This window comes from Ectopseudomonas composti, from assembly GCF_900115475.1.
GTDB classification, from domain to species: Bacteria; Pseudomonadota; Gammaproteobacteria; order Pseudomonadales; family Pseudomonadaceae; genus Aquipseudomonas; species Aquipseudomonas composti.
Window position 1 is genome coordinate 156,578 of record NZ_FOWP01000011.1, and the last position, 15,649, is coordinate 172,226.

Here is a 15,649-nt window from a genome sequence, read left to right on the forward strand (position 1 = left end):
AACCCGCCTTACAGGCGCTGCGCTAGACGACGTTGGGCGCGTTGTGCGGCGCTGTTACGAATCGCCCAGCGCAGCAGTGCGGCGGTGCGTTGCACACTGCTGCGAATCAGCGGACGGCGCCAGGGCGCCTGATGTTCACCGAGCAGCTCGCTGGCCCAGTCCGGCAGCAGGTCCACACCGGCCTGCATCATCAGGTTGCCGAAGGGCCTGGCGAGAATATTGGGCATCGGTGCTGCATACATCAATCGCACCACTTCGCGGGTTCGCGCATCACACAGCAACTGCGGGCGCATGCACTCAAGGTAGTCGCTGATGGCTCGGCACGACTTGGGCACGTCCTGCGCGCCGAGGCGTTCGGCGATCAACGCCACTTCGCGGTAGTAGCGATCCTGCTCGGCCACCGCTAACTGCGGGTCGACATAGCGCAGGTAACCGGCGAGAAACTGGCTGACCTCGGAGACATGCACCCAGGTCAGCAGCTCGGGATCACTGGCGGCATAGGGGCGACCGTCTGGCGCGCTGCCGACCACCTGCAGATGGATGGTGCGCACCTTGTCGAGCAACTGCTCGGCATCATGCAGGCCACCGTAGGTGGTGCCGGCGATGAACAGGCTGGTACGGCGTAGGCGACCGAGCATGTCCTGGCGGAAGGTGGAGTGATCCCACACCCCGGCCAGTGCCAGCGGGTGGAGCATCTGCAGGAGCAGGGCGGAGATACCGCCGACCATCATCGCAGTAAAGTCGGCGTGGATTTTCCAGACCATCGACTCGGGGCCGAACAGGCCGGCATCACCGCGCGGCTGGTCGAGGTCGAGCACGCCCAGTGAGGCGCCGGTGAGGCTGTGTACCTGTTTTTCGATCTGACGACGTAGGCTTTCCATGGCGCGCAGTTTCGGCGCTTGGCTGGCCCAAGGCAAGATGCCGCCTTGCCCCGCGTGCGGGGCAAGGGGCGTGTGGCTCAGCGATTGAGGCGCTGATCGATCAGGCTGTCGACCACGCTGGGGTCGGCCAGGGTGGAGGTGTCGCCCATGTTCTCCAGTTCGTTGCAGGCGATCTTGCGCAGAATGCGGCGCATGATCTTGCCCGAGCGAGTCTTGGGCAGGCCCGGTGCCCATTGGATCAGCTCCGGCTTGGCGAAACTGCCGATCTCCTTGCCAACCAGGCTCAGCAGATCCTTCTTCAACTCGTCAGAGGGTTCCTTGCCGTTCATCAGGGTGACATAGGCGTAGATGCCCTGACCCTTCACATCGTGCGGATAGCCGACCACGGCCGCCTCGGCCACGGCATCGTGCAGCACTAGCGCGCTCTCCACCTCGGCGGTGCCGATGCGGTGGCCGGAGACGTTGATCACGTCATCCACGCGGCCGGTGATCCAGTAGTAGCCGTCCTCGTCGCGGCGCGCGCCGTCGCCGGTGAAGTAGTAGCCGGGGTAGGGCTTGAAGTAGGTGTCGATCATGCGCTGGTGATCGCCATAGACGCTGCGGATCTGGCTCGGCCAGCTGGCCTTGATCGCCAGCACGCCGGCGCCGGGGCCGTCGATCTCCTTGCCCTGCTCGTCGAGCAGCACCGGCTGTACGCCAAAGAAGGGGCGGGTGGCCGAGCCCGGTTTGAGGTCGGTGGCACCGGGCAGCGGGGTGATCAGGATGGAACCGGTCTCGGTCTGCCACCAGGTGTCGACGATCGGGCAGCGTGTGTCGCCCACCACATGGAAATACCATTCCCAGGCTTCCGGGTTGATCGGCTCGCCCACTGTACCGAGCAGGCGCAGGCTGCTGCGTGAGGTGGCCTTGACCGGGCCTTCGCCCTCGCGCATCAACGCACGCAGGGCGGTGGGAGCGGTATAGAAGGTATTGACTTGGTGCTTGTCGATCACCTGCCAGAAACGCGAGGCGTCCGGGTAGTTCGGTACACCCTCGAACATCAGGGTGGTGGCGGCGTTGGCCAGCGGGCCGTAGACGATGTAGCTGTGCCCGGTGACCCAGCCGACATCGGCGGTGCACCAGTAGATGTCGCCTTCGTGGTAGTCGAACACGTACTTGTGGGTCATCGCTGCGCCGAGCAGGTAACCGCCGGTGGTGTGCAGCACGCCCTTGGGTTTGCCGGTGCTGCCCGAGGTGTAGAGGATGAACAGCGGGTCTTCGGCGTCCATCGGCTCGGCCGGGCAGTCGGTATCGACTTCCTTGAGCGCCTGGTGATACCAGAGGTCACGGCCCTCGACCCAGGCCACATCGCCCTGGGTGCGCTCGACCACCACCACGGTGGAGACGTCCGGGCAGCTTTGCAGGGCCTTGTCGACGTTGGCCTTCAGGGGGATGTACTTGCCACCGCGCACGCCTTCGTCGGCAGTGATCACCGCGCGGCAATCGGCATCGAGGATGCGGTCGCGCAGGGCATCAGGAGAGAAGCCGCCGAATACCACCGAATGCACGGCGCCAATGCGCGCACAGGCGAGCATGGCGTAGGCCGCCTCGGGAATCATCGGCATGTAGATGCACACGCGGTCGCCTTTCTTCACGCCACGGCTTTTCAGCACGTTGGCCAGGCGGCTGACGTTGTGATGCAGCTTGTTGTAGGTGATGTGCGCCGACTCGGCCGGGTTGTCGCCTTCCCAGATGATGGCGATCTGTTCGCCGCGTTTTTCCAGGTGGCGGTCGATGCAGTTATAGGCGACGTTGAGCTTGCCGCCCTTGAACCACTCGGCGCGGCCCTGTTTCAGGTCGCTGGTGTGCACCTGATCCCAGGGTTTGAACCAGTCCAGAAAGGCCTTGGCCTGCTCGCCCCAGAAGGTTTCGGGCTGCTCGACAGACTGCTGGTACAGGCGCAGGTAGGCGTCGTTATCCAGGTGTGCACGCTGGCGCACCGCGTCGGCCACGGGGTGACGGGTGATCTCGAACATGGCGGGGTCCTTGTAATTGTTTGTCCGCAACAGACACAAGGGTGCACCCAAGCAGGCGCTTGGTTCAAGGGGCGATGTTCGCGTGAGTCGGTGTTTGTCGAGGCGATGTGAGTCATTAACGCTGCCCGGCAAGCCGAGCTGGGCAGCGTGAAGCGGCGCAAATCAGCCGCGATGATGCTCGCGGAAGTGATCGATCAGGCCCTGGGTCGAGGCGTCCGATGCGCTGCTTTCGACCTGGCCGGTCAGGCGCTGATAGACCTCCTTGCCCATCTCCTTGCCCAGCTCGACACCCCACTGATCGAAGGCATTGATGCCCCAGATCGCGCTTTGCACGAATACCTTGTGCTCGTACAGCGCCACCAGCGCACCCAGCTCGAACGGTGCGATGCGATTCATCACCAGGATGTTGCTCGGACGGTTGCCGGGGATGACCTTGTGCGGCGCCAGGCGTTGCACTTCGGCTTCGCTCATGCCCTTGGCGCGCAGCTCGGCCTCGGCCTCTTCGCGCGTCTTGCCCTGCATCAGCGCCTGGGCCTGTGACAGGCAGTTGGCGAACAGCCACTGGTGATGGTCGGACAGCGGGTTGTAGCTGTTGACCGGGACGATGAAGTCCGCTGGCACCAGCAGGCGGCCCTGGTGCAGCAACTGATGGTAGGCGTGCTGGCCGTTGCAGCCGACGCCACCCCAGATGATCGGCCCGGTGGCGATGTCCAGCGCGCTGCCGTCCTGGCGCACGCTCTTGCCGTTGGACTCCATGTCCAGCTGCTGCAGGTGCTTGGTGAAGTTACGCAGGTAGTGGTCGTAAGGCAGGATCGCGTGGCTCTGCGCGCCCCAGAAATTGGTGTACCAGATGCCCAGCAGAGCCATCAGCACCGGCATGTTCTCGGCCAGCGGCGCCTGGGTGAAGTGCTGGTCCATGGCGTAGGCACCGGCCAGCAGTTCCTTGAAGTTGGAGATACCGATCGCCAGGGCGATGGGCAGGCCGATGGCCGACCACAGCGAGTAACGCCCGCCGACCCAGTCCCACATGGGGAAGATGTTCTCTTCGCCGATACCGAACTCGATGGCCGCCTTGCGATTACTGGTCACCGCGATGAAGTGACGGTGCAACTCTTCTTCCGGACCACCCATGGCCAGATACCAGTCACGTGCGGCCAGGGTGTTCTTGAGGGTTTCCAGGGTGCCGAAGGACTTGCTGGAAACGATGAACAGCGTGGTTTCCGGGTCGAGGCGAGCAGTCAGCTCGCGGAACTCGCTGCCGTCGATATTGGCCAGGTAATGGCAGCGCACACCGCGTTGGGTGAACGGGCGCAGCGCTTCTGAAACCAGTTGCGGGCCGAGGAAGGAGCCACCGATGCCGATGTTCACCACTTCCTTGATCGGTTTCTCGCTGTAACCACGCCACAGGCCGCTATGAATGCGGCTGACCAGCTCGGTGACCTGATTCAGGACCCGGTGTACCTCGGGAATAATGTCACTACCGTCGACCAGCAGGCGGCGGCCGATGGGGCTACGCAGCGCCGTGTGCAAGGCCGCGCGGCTTTCCGAAGCATTGACCTGCTCGCCGTTGTACAGGGCCGCGATGGACTCGTGCAGGCCAGCCTGCTCGGCCAGTTGAATCAGCAGCTCGAGGCCGCGTTCATCGATCAGGTTCTTCGAGTAATCCAGCAGCAGGCCGCAGCTATCGAGGGAAAAGCGCTGGAAGCGCCGTGCATCTGCGGTGAAGGCCTCGCGCATGCTGAACCCTGCCATCTCGGCACGATGCTGTTGCAGGGCCTGCCAGGCGGGCAGAGTGGTGACGTCTTGAGGCTGCTGGTAATAGGCCATTGGAGCTCCTGATCCGCAAAAGCAAAAGGCCCGGATCAATCCGGGCCTCTAAGAGTGTAACCGTCTGCCTTTGCAGGCATCTACTGGCCTGGCAGTTCCACCACAAGATTGTCGATCAGGCGCGTGCTACCCAGGTGGGCGGCGGTAAGGATCACCAGATGACGATCATCGACCTGTGCCGGGCGCAGGTTCACGGCGTTGCGAATTTCCAGGTAGTCGGGTTGGAAACCCGCGTCCTTTTGCTGGGCTTGTGCCTGGCCGATCAGCCTCTGGTAGTCGCGGGCGCCGCGGCGCAGTTCCTCTGCAATCGCTTGCAGGCCTCGATACAGCATCGGCGCGAGTGCGCGTTGCTCGGCGTTGAGGTAACCGTTACGCGAGGACAGTGCAAGGCCGTCCTCGGCGCGTTGCGTCGAGGCACCGATGATCTGGATCGGCATGTTCAGGTCCTGCACCAGAGCGCGGATCACCGCCAGTTGCTGGTAGTCCTTCTCGCCGAACACGGCCAGGTCCGGCTGAACCATGTTGAACAGCTTGGTCACCACCGTCGCCACACCCTCGAAATGCCCTGGTCGGCTGGCGCCGCAAAGGCCTTCGGAAACGCCGGGAACGCTCACACGAGTCTGGTCGCCCATGCCGTGTGGATAGATTTCCGCGACATCGGGGTGAAACAGCAAGTGGCAGCCGGCCGCCAGCAACTTTTCCTGGTCGGCGGCGAGGGTGCGGGGGTACTTGTCCAGGTCTTCACCCGCGCCGAACTGCAGCGGGTTGACGAAGATGCTGGCGACCACGAAGTCGGCGCGTTGGGCGGCGATTTCCACCAGCGAAACGTGGCCCGCATGCAGATTGCCCATGGTCGGTACGAGGCCGATCTGCTTGCCCTCGGCGCGTGCCTGAGCGATGGCTGCGCGCAGCTCGCGCAGGGTTTTCACCGTGGTCATGCGGAAAACCCATGTTCGGCGGCTGGAAAACTGCCGTCCTTGATGGCCTGTACGTAGGCACTGAAGGCACCCTGAATGCTGCTCTGGCCCTCCATGAAGTTGCGCACGAACTTCGGCGCCCGGCCGGACAGCGACAGCCCGAGCATGTCGTGCTGTACCAGGACCTGGCCATCGGTGGCGCCGCCAGCGCCAATGCCGATCACCGGAATCTTCACCGCCTGGGTGATTTCCGCGGCCAGTTCGCTCGGTACGCATTCGAGCAGCAGCATGGCCGCACCGGCCTGCTCCAGTGCCATGGCGTCGGCACGCATCTGCCGTGCCTGCGCTTCCTGGCGGCCCTGAACCTTGTAGCCGCCGAGAATGTTCACCGCTTGCGGTGTCAGCCCCAGGTGCGCGCATACCGGCACACCACGCTCCGCCAGCAGGCGGATCGGTTCGGCCAGCCAGCCGGCACCTTCCAGCTTGACCATGTGGGCACCGGCCTGCATCAGCCTGGCGCTGTTATGCAGGGCCTGCTCGGTGGTGGCGTAGGCCATGAACGGCAGATCGGTGACGATCAGTGCGCCCTGGTTGCCGCGTTTGACGCAGGCAGTGTGGTAGGCCATTTCCTCGACGCTGACCGGCAGGGTGCTGTCGTGGCCCTGCAGGACCATGCCCAGGGAGTCGCCGACCAGCAACACGTCGACACCCGCCTGGCAGGCCGTATGGGCGTAGGTGGCGTCATAGCAGGTCAGCATGGCGATTTTTTCACCGTTCTGCTTGAGGCTCTGCAGGGTGGTCAGGGTAACGTCAGGCATTTCAAAGGTCCTCGCTCAGGCTCGGTATACCGCTTCTATCTGGCTGCAATCCGGCCTGGATTGGCATCAAAGGTGCGCCCGGCGCTGGGCGACGGGACGCCTATAGTCCAGATGGGGGGGCATGAAGTCAATTGCAGGTGTTACCGCTCTGTTACTGGCGTTACCGCCAATGCCCCTGGCGCAAGGCCGCGCTAGAGCCGGCGCGGCCTTGCGGCGGGTAGCAGGCGACGGTAACCGATGAGAAAAGCCAAGGCCGTTGGCGTGAAGGTGCGGCCTGGCTCGGCCATTACTCCGGCAGGCGTTCCAGGCCGGTAAAGGGGCAGGCATCGAGCAGGGCATCGAGGCGGCGGCCGTCCGGCAACTGCAGCTCTACGGCGACCTCGGCCAGCGGGTAGAGCACGAAGGGGCGCGCGTGCATGTGGTAGTGCGGCACGGTCAGGCGCTCGTCGTCGATCAGGCGTTCACCGAACAGCAGGATGTCCAGGTCCAGTGTGCGCGGCCCCCAGCGTTCGGCCTTGCGCACGCGGCCCTGTTCCTGCTCGATACGTTGCAGGGCGTCGAGCAACTGCCAGGGCTGCAGTTCGGTATCCAGCGCCGCCACGGCATTGACGTAGCGCGGCTGATCCGCTGGGCCTAGTGGATCGCTGATGTAGAACGACGAATGCGCCTGCAAGCAGCTGTGCGGCAATTGCGCGATGGCCTGCAAGGCCGCATGCAACTGTTGCAGCGGTTCGGCCAGGTTGCTGCCAAGGCCGATGTAAACCCGCTCCATCATTCGCCGCTACTTTCGTCGCTGCGCTTACGACGATTGCTGCTGCTGCGGCGACGTTTGCGCGGCGCGGTGCCGGTGCTTTCACCTTTGCTGGCGAGGTCGCGAATCATCTGCCGGCGCTCGCTGTCGTTGGCGTCCTGATAGTCCGTCCACCATTCGCCCAGGCCACCGGTGTCTTCCCCGGCCAGCTCGCGCAGCAGGAGGAAGTCGTAGCCGGCGCGGAAACGCGGGTTTTCCAGCAGCAGGTCGGCACGTTTGCCGCTGCGGCGCGGCAGGCGCTCCTGCATGTCCCAGATCTCGCGAATCGGGATGGTGAAACGCTTGGGCACGGCGATGCGCTGGCATTGTTCGGTGATCAGTGTATGGGCGGCTTCCTGCATAGCCGGAATCGGCGGCATGCCTTTGCTTTGCAGCTGCAGCACGCGGGCCGGCAGGGCAGGCCACAGCAGTGCGGCGAAGAGAAAGGCCGGCGTGACCGATTTTCCATCGTGGATGCGGTCGTCGGTGTTGATCAGCGCCTGGCGAATCAGTTTCTCGGTGTACTGCGGGTTCTGCTTGAGCGCTGCGCCGCTGGCCGGGAACAGCTGGGCGAACAGGTCGTGCTCGAGCAGCAGGTCGAAGGTGTACTCGGCGTAGCCGGCGAGGAACAGCTTGAGCACCTCGTCGAACAGCCGCGCCGACGGAATGTCGCGCAGCATCGGTGCCAGGCGGCGCATTGGCTCGGCGCTGTGCTTCTCGATCTCGAAGTCGAGCTTGGCGGCAAAACGCACTGCACGCAGCATGCGCACCGGGTCTTCCAGATAACGCTGTTCCGGATCGCCGATCAGGCGTACCAGACGGTTGCGCACATCGTGCATGCCGCGCGCATAGTCGAGGATGTGCTCCTGGGTCGGATCGTAGTACAGCGCGTTGATGGTGAAATCACGGCGCTGGGCATCGTCTTCCAGGGTGCCGTAGACGTTGTCGCGCAGAATGCGGCCGCTCTCGTTGCGAGACGCCAGATTGCTGTTCTCTTCCTCGTCACCCTGGGGATGATTGGCGCGGAAGGTGGCGACTTCGATGATTTCGCGGCCGAAATGTACATGCACCAGCTTGAAGCGGCGGCCGATCACCCGTGCATTACGGAATTCGGCTCGCACCTGTTCGGGCGTGGCACTGGTGGCAACGTCGAAATCCTTGGGGTCGATATCCAGCAGCAGGTCGCGTACGCAGCCGCCGACCAGATAGGCCTGATAACCGGCCCTCTGCAGGCGTTCGACCACGCTGATGGCGTGACGGCTGATTTCGTTGCGATTGAGCGGGTGTTGACTACTGCTCAGCACTTCGGGAGTGCTGCGTGGGCGTGGGGCACGGCGCAGAGGTGAACGGAAAGACTTGAACAGCTTTTTCAGCATGGGATGCACTGTTTGGAGTAGTGGCCGGCCTGCTGCGCATGCGCTTGAAAATCGAATTGCGTAGGCATCACGGCGTTGATAGGCAGTTTGCTTCAGCAGGGTTTTTCAACTGCATGCGAAACGATGACCGCATGATTGCTGCGGATTCTAGCATCGTGTCGGGAGAAGGTGTGTAGAAGGGCGGCAGGCGGGGATCCGGGGACCGGAAGCTACTGGGGGAGCCGAAGCTCCCCCCCAAGTTGGTGCGTGCTATGTTTTTATTGTTATTGAGGACCTGTTGTTTTTGTTGTTCGGTCCTTCCCGGCTCGCCTTGGCTTACCGGGTGCTCCCTAGAGTGGGGAGCCAATAGCAAACGGATTTCTTTGGACGCTGATGCTGCCTTAATCAACCAGTTCTGGCGCTGCCTCAGGGCAGTTTTATTATTCTCAGTCTGATCGCTGGGGCGAACCCCTTGCGGCAACTCCTCTCCAAAAGAATCAGTTAGCTGCGCCTCCGTACCTTGTTGTTTTTGTTGTTCTGGAGTCGTTACGTCTTGTTCTTATTGTGTAGGGCATTGCTTGTTATTGTTGTTGTGCCAGAGATAAAGCAGATGCCGTGCCAGTTTTTGCGAATCCTTGTAAATCAAGGGCTTGAGGCTATCGTGGTGGTTCGGAAGGGGGAGAAAAGGCCGGGTTTTCGTTACCGATAGACCCGGCCTTTGTTACGAGATATTGAAACGGTAACAACCTGTGGAACCGGTGTGTGGTCAGGTTGTCACCGAGCCCGTGGCGTCAAGGGCCACTGGTCACACCGGATTTGCGTCGCGGAATGCCCAGGCGCTGGCGGCGTTCCCACAGACATTTGCGGCTGATACCGAGCTTGCGCGCCAACTCGGTCTCGGTCATGTGGTCCTGGTGTTCGAGGACGAAGTGCTGGAAGTAGTCTTCCAGTGACAGGTCTTCGGTGGGTTCGTGGCTGTTACCACTGCTTTGCCCGGCAACTGTTGGCAGGCCGAAGTCCTCGTCATCCAGATCGTCCAGCTCGATGTCGATGCCTAGCAGGTCGGCGGAAATTTCTGCACCCTCGCAGAGAATCACCGCGCGCTCGATGGCGTTCTCCAGCTCGCGTACGTTACCTGGCCAGGGGTAATGGCGGATCGCTTGCTCGGCGTCATGAGCGAAATGCAGCGGTTCGCGGCCCATGCGCGTGTACTGGCGCACCAGGAAGGACTGGGCGATCTCGATCACGTCACTGCCTCGCTCGCGCAGTGCTGGCAGCTTGAGGGCGATGACGTGCAGGCGGTAATACAGGTCTTCACGGAATTGGCCGGTCTTGGCTAGGGTCTTGAGGTCGCGGTGGGTGGCGGCGATCAGGCGCACATCGACCTTTTGCGATTGTACCGAGCCGACCCGGCGAATCTCGCCTTCCTGCAGCACACGTAGCAGACGCGCCTGGGCTTCCAGCGGCAGTTCGCCAATCTCGTCGAGGAACAGCGTGCCGCCGTCAGCTGCTTCCACCAGGCCAGCACGCCCGGCGCTGGCACCGGTGAAGGCGCCTTTCTCATGGCCGAACAGCTCGGACTCGATCAGGGTTTCCGGAATGGCGGCGCAGTTCACCGAAATCAGCGGTGCCTTGGCGCGTTTGGACAGGTTGTGCAGGGCGCGTGCGACCAGCTCCTTGCCGGTGCCGGACTCGCCCTGCACCAGTACATTGGAATCGGTGGGGGCGACCTTGCGAATCTTGCTGTAGAGCTCCTGCATGGCCGCGCAGGAGCCGATGATGCCGATCTCGCCATTGGCGTTGTCCACCACTTTCTCGGCATTGCCTGCACGCGAATTGCTCGCTGCGGCTGGCGCTGGTGCACTCTTGGCCTCCTGACGATCACGCAGGATGCGGGCAACGGCCTGCAGCATCTCGTCGTGGTCGAAGGGTTTGGCGATGTAATCGACCGCACCCATCTTCATCGAGTCCACCGCCGAGCGCAGGCTGGCGTAGCTGGTCATGATCAGCACCGGAGTGCCTTCGCCCAGTTTGATCAACTCGGTACCTGGCGCGCCAGGCAGACGCAGGTCGCTGACGATCAGGTCGAAAGTGGGAATGCTGTAGCGCTCCTGAGCTTCCTGTACCGAGCCAGCTTCGCTGACTTGGTACTGATTGCGTTCGAGCAGGCGGCGCAAGGCAGAGCGGATAATGGTTTCGTCTTCGACGATAAGAATATGTGGCATCAATTCGGTCTCTCGACGGTCACGGAGGGTGCCGTTGGCACCCACTGTCGCTGTTTACATCGCTACGGACGTCGCCTCGACATGCCTTGGCAGGGTGACCCGAATTCGAGTGCCCAATTGGCGCTCGGGGTCAGCCGGGCTGTCGATTGTTATCTGTCCATAATGCTCTTCCACGATCGAATAGACCAGCGCGAGGCCCAGGCCGGTCCCTTCTCCGGGGTCCTTGGTGGTGAAGAAGGGTTCGAACAGGCGGTCGATGATCGCCTTGGGAATGCCGCTGCCTTCGTCCTCAACGATCAGGTCGACGGTGTGCTCGCTGGCTTCGCTGCGTACGCGGATGGCGCCGCCGGGGGGCGAGGCGTCGCGGGCATTGGACAGCAGGTTGATCAGAACCTGAGCCAGGCGTTGCGGATCGCCGCAGGCCCAGTGTTGCGGGTCGCACAGGTTGTAGAACTGGATGTCGAAGTTGCGCTTGTTCAGTGACAGCAGGCCGATGGCATCCTGCGCCACGTCGGCCAGGCACACCGGCTCGTCGCTGCGCTGGTGGCTGCCGGAGTGGGCGAAGCTCATCAGCGACTGAACGATGCGCGACACGCGCTTGGTCTGTTCGAGGATCTGCCCGCTGATTTCGGTCAGCTCAGCGTCAGTCTCACGTTCCTCGCGCAGGTTCTGCGCCAGGCAGGCGATACCGGTGATGGGGTTGCCGATCTCGTGGGCGACGCCTGCGGCGAGACGGCCGATGCTGGCCAGGCGCTCGGAGTGCACCAGTTTGTCTTCGAGCATCTGGGTTTCGGTCTGATCCTCGACCAGCAGTACCAGGCCACTGTTACCGGGCGCCAGCGGCTCGTTGATGGCCGCCTTGTGCAGGTTGAGCCAGCGGATCTGGCCGTCGAGCGCCAGGTGTTGCTTGTGCATGTGCTGGTCGGGGCGTTCGATGAAGTCCTGCAGCAGGCTCTGCCAGGGTTCGCTCAAGGTGCTCAGGCGCGAGCCGACGATGCGTTGTGCGGGAATGTCGGTGAGCTCTTCCATGGCTCTGTTCCACATCAGGATTTCCTGATCCTTGGCCAGCGAGCACACGCCCATCGGCAGCTCCTGCAGGGTCTGGCGGTGGTAGCGACGCAGCGCATCGAGCTCGGCGGCCAGGCCGGTGAGGCGCGATTGATAGTCCTCCAGACGGCTTTCGATGAAGTGGATGTCCTCGGTGACATAGCCCTCGGTGCCGGACTTGTAGGGCAGGAAGGTTTCCACGATGTCCTGCGCCACGCTCGGGCCCATCAGGCCGGAGAGGTTGGCCTCGATGCGGTCGCGCAGGCGGCGCAGGGCGTAGGGCCGGCTTTCGTCGAAGGGCAGATGCAAATCACGCAGGGCCTGCTCCACCTCGCGCTGCGCGGTCTTGGCGCCAAGCGGCTTGGCCAGTTGCGCGGCAAAGTCCTGCGGCGACAGGGCAACCAGCTCGCGGCGTTGCGGGCGGCGCACGTTGTCGACTGCGCAGGCTTCGGCGGCGCTCTTCTCTTCGGGGCTGGCCTCGGTGAACAACGACACCAGGGTGAACACCAGTACGTTGGCCGCGAGCGAGGCGATGGCGGCGAGGTGCCAACTGGCATCGTCGAGGACGTAGATGACGTTGAACAGCGGCAGGTAGAAGCCTTCCAGATTGCCCAGCAGCGGCAACAACATGGTCAGCGCCCAGACGCTGATGCCGGCCAGCAGGCCAGCGAGGAAGCCGCGGCGATTGGCCGTCTGCCAATACAGCACCGAGAGCACGCCGGGCAGGAACTGCAGCGTGGCGACGAAGGCAACGATGCCCAGGTTGGCCAGGTCCTGCTGGGCGCCGAGCAGCAGATAGAAGCCGTAACCCGCCATGATGATGAAGGCGATCAGCGCGCGGCGCGTCCACTTCAGCCAGCGGTAGATGTTGCCCTCGGCTGGCGGTTGATACAGCGGCAGCACCAGGTGGTTGAGTGCCATCCCTGACAGCGCCAGGGTCGAGACGATGATCAGGCCGCTGGAGGCCGATAGCCCGCCGACATAGGCGAGCAGTGCCAGGGCTTCACTGTTGACCGCAATCCCCAGGCCCAGGGTGAAATATTCGGGGTTGGTGGTCGCGCCGAGCTTGAGGCCGGCCCAGAGGATCAGCGGTACGGCCAGGCTCATCAGCAACAGGAATAGCGGCAGGCCCCAGCTGGCGCTGACCATGGCGCGCGGATTGAGGTTCTCGGTGAAGGTCATGTGGTACATGTGCGGCATGACGATGGCCGAGGCGAAGAACACCAGCAGCAGGGTGCGCCACGGGCCTTCCTGCAGCGGTGTGTGCAACGTGGCCAGCGCCGCCTGGTTCTGCACTAGCCACAATTCCAGCTCACGCGGGCCGCCGAACACCTGATACAGCGCGTACCAGCCGATCACGCCCAGCGCCACCAGCTTGACCAGTGACTCGAAAGCGATGGCGAACACCAGGCCCTCGTGCTTCTCACGGGTGGCGATATGGCGGGCGCCGAACAGGATGGTGAAGAGGATGATCAGGCCGCAGTAGCTCAGCGCGACCTTTTCCTGCAGCGGCTCACGGCTGAGGATGCCGATGGAGTCAGCCACCGCTTGGATCTGCAGGGCCAGCAGCGGCAGCACGCCGATCAGCATGAACAGCGTGGTCAGCGCACCGGCCCAGGTGCTGCGAAAGCGAAAGGCGAACAGGTCGGCCAGTGATGACAGCTGGTAGGTGCGGGTGATGCGCAGGATCGGGTAGAGCAGCACCGGCGCCAGCAGGAACGCCCCGGAAACACCGAGGTAACTGGCGAGGAAGCCGTAACCGTACTGATAGGCCAGGCCCACCGTGCCGTAGAAGGCCCAGGCGCTGGCGTAGACGCCCAGTGACAGGGTGTAGGTCAGCGGGTGGCGGATGATCCAGCGGGGGATAAGACCGTGTTCACTGACCCAGGCGACCCCGAACAGCACCAGCAGATAGCCGGCGCTGATCAGGATCAGCTCGCTCAGGCTAAAGCTCGTCAGCATCGCGTTGGCTCTGAAGAATGAAGGTGACGACGATCAGGATCAGCCACAGCAGATAAGGCCGATACCAGGCGCCATTGGGATCGATCCACCAGTCCATGATGGCCGGTGAGAACAGGTAGATCCCCACTACCAGGATCAGAACCAGTCGGTAGATATACATGTGACATCTCGTCGAAAGATGCCGCGATGGTAAAGGAAGCTGCGCGCTTCAAGCCACAAACTTGAAGTCGGCGATGTAGGGGGCGCCGTGTGCACCGAGGCCGTGCGAGTTTGCCCGGTGTGCACTGGTGCGCGCGGTGCACCCGGTGGAGCGGCGCTTCAGCGCAACTGCGCTTCGGCCAGGGTGCGGCTGCGTGGAATGCGCGTAGCGTCCCAGTGGGCAATGCCCCAGGCCAGCAGTTCGTTGGGGCTGGCACCTTGCAGCTCGGCGCTTGGCTGCTGGCCCAGCGCACGCAGGGCGCGCAGCAGCAAAGGGCTGGCCTGATTGGCAGGCAAGGGCGGCGAGCGGTAGCTTTTACCCAGCTTGTGGCCATCGGGCTGGATGATCAGTGGCACGTGCAGGTAACGCGGTTGCGACAGCCCGAGCAGTTCTTGCAGATAGAGCTGGCGCGGCGTGGAGTCGAGCAGGTCGGCGCCACGCACCACGTCGGTAACACCCTGCCAGGCATCGTCCAGCACCACAGCGAGCTGATAGGCGAACAAACCGTCGCGCCGGCGAATCACGAAATCGCCGACCTCACGCCCCAGATGTTGGCGAAATTCGCCTTGCACCCGATCGATGAAGTGATAGTCCAGCTCCGGCACGCGCAGGCGGATGGCAGCGTCGTGGTCGGGGTGACAGGCATTACGGCAGAACCCCGGATAGATGCCGGCGTAGCCTTCGAGTTGCTTGCGTGAACAAATGCAGGCGTAGGCCAGGCCCTGGCTGAACAACCGGGCGATCATCTCAGCGTATTCGGCGTGACGCTCGCTCTGGCGCACCAGTTCGCCGTCCCACTCGAAACCATAGGTCTCCAGCGTGCGCAGGATCGCATCCTGAGCGCCAGGCACTTCCCGTGGCGGGTCGAGATCCTCCATGCGCAGCAGCCAGCGACCGCCAACGGCGCGAGCATCGAGGTAGGAGGCGAGAGCGGCGACCAGCGAACCGAAGTGCAGATAGCCGCTGGGCGTAGGGGCGAAGCGCCCGATATAGGCAGTGTTCATGGAGCTAGGGCCAGAAACAGAGCGGGGCGCCTAAGCGCCCCGTCGTCAGATCAGGAACCGATCTGCTTTTCCTTGATTTCCGCCAGCGTCTTGCAATCGATGCACAGCGTGGCAGTCGGGCGGGCTTCGAGACGGCGGATGCCGATCTCGACGCCGCAGGAGTCGCACCAGCCGTAATCGTTGTCTTCGATCAGCTGCAGGGTCTCGTCGATCTTCTTGATCAGTTTGCGCTCGCGGTCACGGGCACGCAGTTCCAGGCTGAATTCTTCTTCCTGGCTGGCGCGGTCGGCCGGGTCAGGGAAGTTGGCCGCTTCGTCCTGCATGTGGTGCACGGTACGGTCGACTTCCTGCATCAGCTCCAGCTTCCACTTATTGAGGATGCTGGTGAAGTGAGCGCGCATCGGCTCGCTCATGTATTCCTCGCCCTTCTTCTCTGGATAAGGCTCGAAACCACGAATCAGCTGGCTGGTGCTTTTGGCTTTTTCTTTTGTGGGCATGGATGACGCCTCTCACTCTTTCAAATCCATCGCGCAGGTTATTCCATTGCCAGGCGTTTGTCCGGCCCTGCGACTGCAAGCCGGCGAACTTACCAGATCGAATCGGGGTGCG

Annotated in this window: 12 protein-coding genes; all 12 read right to left on the minus strand. The window is 63.0% G+C overall.

Annotation, left to right across the window (positions count from 1 at the left end):
- Positions 1-8: 8 nt before the first annotated feature.
- Positions 9-881 (minus strand): oxygenase MpaB family protein, encoded by an 873-nt coding sequence (locus BM059_RS19025; RefSeq protein ID WP_074940955.1) that lies wholly within the window; start codon positions 879-881, stop codon positions 9-11.
- A gap of 77 nt (positions 882-958) precedes the next feature.
- Complete coding sequence (gene acs, locus BM059_RS19030; protein ID WP_074940931.1) at positions 959-2,896, minus strand: acetate--CoA ligase; 1,938 nt, start codon at positions 2,894-2,896, stop codon at positions 959-961.
- 162 nt (positions 2,897-3,058) lie between these two features.
- Positions 3,059-4,723 carry a glucose-6-phosphate isomerase gene (gene pgi / locus BM059_RS19035; RefSeq protein ID WP_074940932.1) on the minus strand — a complete coding sequence of 555 codons (1,665 nt, stop codon included), beginning with the start codon at positions 4,721-4,723 and terminating at the stop codon, positions 3,059-3,061.
- An 80-nt stretch (positions 4,724-4,803) separates the two neighbouring features.
- Positions 4,804-5,661, minus strand: coding sequence for a pantoate--beta-alanine ligase (gene panC, locus BM059_RS19040; RefSeq protein ID WP_074940933.1), 858 nt, complete (start codon positions 5,659-5,661; stop codon positions 4,804-4,806).
- Positions 5,658-6,458, minus strand: coding sequence for a 3-methyl-2-oxobutanoate hydroxymethyltransferase (gene panB / locus BM059_RS19045; RefSeq protein ID WP_037001530.1), 801 nt, complete (start codon positions 6,456-6,458; stop codon positions 5,658-5,660). The genes panC and panB overlap by 4 nt, the downstream gene beginning before the upstream one ends.
- Before the next feature lie 286 nt (positions 6,459-6,744).
- On the minus strand, positions 6,745-7,233 hold the full coding sequence (gene folK, locus BM059_RS19050) for a 2-amino-4-hydroxy-6-hydroxymethyldihydropteridine diphosphokinase (RefSeq protein ID WP_074940934.1): 489 nt from the start codon (positions 7,231-7,233) through the stop codon (positions 6,745-6,747).
- Positions 7,230-8,624 carry a polynucleotide adenylyltransferase PcnB gene (locus BM059_RS19055; RefSeq protein WP_074940935.1) on the minus strand — a complete coding sequence of 465 codons (1,395 nt, stop codon included), beginning with the start codon at positions 8,622-8,624 and terminating at the stop codon, positions 7,230-7,232. The genes folK and BM059_RS19055 overlap by 4 nt, the downstream gene beginning before the upstream one ends.
- Before the next feature lie 770 nt (positions 8,625-9,394).
- Positions 9,395-10,828 (minus strand): sigma-54-dependent transcriptional regulator, encoded by a 1,434-nt coding sequence (locus BM059_RS19060; protein WP_037001586.1) that lies wholly within the window; start codon positions 10,826-10,828, stop codon positions 9,395-9,397.
- A gap of 54 nt (positions 10,829-10,882) precedes the next feature.
- The gene (locus tag BM059_RS19065; RefSeq protein ID WP_074940936.1) at positions 10,883-13,837 is read right to left on the minus strand and encodes a sensor histidine kinase; all 2,955 of its coding nucleotides are present in this window, start codon (positions 13,835-13,837) and stop codon (positions 10,883-10,885) included.
- Positions 13,821-13,997 carry a hypothetical protein gene (locus tag BM059_RS25280; RefSeq protein ID WP_003244646.1) on the minus strand — a complete coding sequence of 59 codons (177 nt, stop codon included), beginning with the start codon at positions 13,995-13,997 and terminating at the stop codon, positions 13,821-13,823. The genes BM059_RS19065 and BM059_RS25280 overlap by 17 nt, the downstream gene beginning before the upstream one ends.
- A gap of 158 nt (positions 13,998-14,155) precedes the next feature.
- Positions 14,156-15,040 (minus strand): tRNA glutamyl-Q(34) synthetase GluQRS, encoded by an 885-nt coding sequence (gluQRS, locus tag BM059_RS19070; RefSeq protein WP_074940937.1) that lies wholly within the window; start codon positions 15,038-15,040, stop codon positions 14,156-14,158.
- Positions 15,041-15,090: 50 nt separating this feature from the next.
- Complete coding sequence (gene dksA / locus BM059_RS19075) at positions 15,091-15,537, minus strand: RNA polymerase-binding protein DksA (RefSeq protein WP_013716970.1); 447 nt, start codon at positions 15,535-15,537, stop codon at positions 15,091-15,093.
- Positions 15,538-15,649 lie beyond the last annotated feature (112 nt).

Bases quoted from the DNA above. Each gene is read 5' to 3' on its own strand.
- BM059_RS19025 (WP_074940955.1), bottom strand. From the start codon at position 881: ATGGAAAGCCTACGTCGTCAGATCGAAAAACAGGTACACAGCCTCACC.
- acs (WP_074940931.1), bottom strand. From the start codon at position 2,896: ATGTTCGAGATCACCCGTCACCCCGTGGCCGACGCGGTGCGCCAGCGT.
- pgi (WP_074940932.1), bottom strand. From the start codon at position 4,723: ATGGCCTATTACCAGCAGCCTCAAGACGTCACCACTCTGCCCGCCTGG.
- panC (WP_074940933.1), bottom strand. From the start codon at position 5,661: ATGACCACGGTGAAAACCCTGCGCGAGCTGCGCGCAGCCATCGCTCAG.
- panB (WP_037001530.1), bottom strand. From the start codon at position 6,458: ATGCCTGACGTTACCCTGACCACCCTGCAGAGCCTCAAGCAGAACGGT.
- folK (WP_074940934.1), bottom strand. From the start codon at position 7,233: ATGATGGAGCGGGTTTACATCGGCCTTGGCAGCAACCTGGCCGAACCG.
- BM059_RS19055 (WP_074940935.1), bottom strand. From the start codon at position 8,624: ATGCTGAAAAAGCTGTTCAAGTCTTTCCGTTCACCTCTGCGCCGTGCC.
- BM059_RS19060 (WP_037001586.1), bottom strand. From the start codon at position 10,828: ATGCCACATATTCTTATCGTCGAAGACGAAACCATTATCCGCTCTGCC.
- BM059_RS19065 (WP_074940936.1), bottom strand. From the start codon at position 13,837: ATGCTGACGAGCTTTAGCCTGAGCGAGCTGATCCTGATCAGCGCCGGC.
- BM059_RS25280 (WP_003244646.1), bottom strand. From the start codon at position 13,997: ATGTATATCTACCGACTGGTTCTGATCCTGGTAGTGGGGATCTACCTG.
- gluQRS (WP_074940937.1), bottom strand. From the start codon at position 15,040: ATGAACACTGCCTATATCGGGCGCTTCGCCCCTACGCCCAGCGGCTAT.
- dksA (WP_013716970.1), bottom strand. From the start codon at position 15,537: ATGCCCACAAAAGAAAAAGCCAAAAGCACCAGCCAGCTGATTCGTGGT.